The sequence below is a fragment of the Streptomyces albidochromogenes genome, from assembly GCF_005981925.1.
In the GTDB taxonomy this organism is placed as follows: Bacteria; Actinomycetota; Actinomycetes; order Streptomycetales; family Streptomycetaceae; genus Streptomyces; species Streptomyces albidochromogenes.
The window spans coordinates 1-540 of record NZ_VBVX01000676.1 but is presented as its reverse complement, the minus strand read 5'-3'; the positions used below and the strand labels follow the sequence as shown (position 1 = coordinate 540).

Below are 540 nucleotides of genomic sequence, written 5' to 3'. Positions count from 1 at the left end.
AGAATACCGCCTATGGTTTTTAAACCCGCTACGCGGTTATTATATAAATAATTTATTTTATCTTTGAATCCTGTCCCTGCTCCTTGCTCTATTAATACTGAACATACTATACATACTAATGCTGGTGGTAAACATCAAAAACTAATATTGTTTAATCTTGCAAAAGCCATATCTGCTGCTCCTATTAATATAGGTAAAAAGAAATTACCAAATGCTCCCATTCATACTGGCATAATAAAAAAGAATATCATTAATAATGCATGTCCTGATATTATAACATTAAATGCTTGATTATTACCATGAAAAAATTGACTATTTCCATTTGATAATTCCATTCTTATTATTACAGACATTCCTGTTCCTATCATTGCTGATAACATTCCAAATCCTAAATATAGTATTCCAATATCTTTGTGTGATGTACTATACAATCAACGAGTTACATAACTCATTTGTTTCATATAAATATGAAATTTTATTTTTTTTTATTCTAATCTTATAAATTTTATTCTTCTTATCATTAACTTACCTATATGTTTT

The 540-nt window shown here is 27.0% G+C and carries 2 protein-coding genes; one reads left to right on the top strand and one right to left on the bottom strand.

The window, feature by feature from the left end:
- The first annotated feature begins 63 nt into the window (after positions 1–63).
- Entirely contained in the window at positions 64–291 is a 228-nt protein-coding gene (locus tag E2E34_RS37725; protein WP_167518454.1) for a hypothetical protein, read from the top strand.
- On the opposite strand, the gene E2E34_RS37720 is transcribed toward E2E34_RS37725, so the two are convergent.
- The gene (locus tag E2E34_RS37720) at positions 222–368 is read right to left on the bottom strand and encodes a hypothetical protein (protein ID WP_500691590.1); all 147 of its coding nucleotides are present in this window, start codon (positions 366–368) and stop codon (positions 222–224) included. The two genes, E2E34_RS37725 and E2E34_RS37720, sit on opposite strands and share 70 nt — an antisense overlap.
- Between the last annotated feature and the right edge of the window lie 172 nt (positions 369–540).

What these genes read in the sequence shown, in the direction of transcription:
- E2E34_RS37720 (WP_500691590.1), bottom strand. Translation starts at nt 368, where the DNA reads ATGATAGGAACAGGAATGTCTGTAATAATAAGAATGGAATTATCAAAT.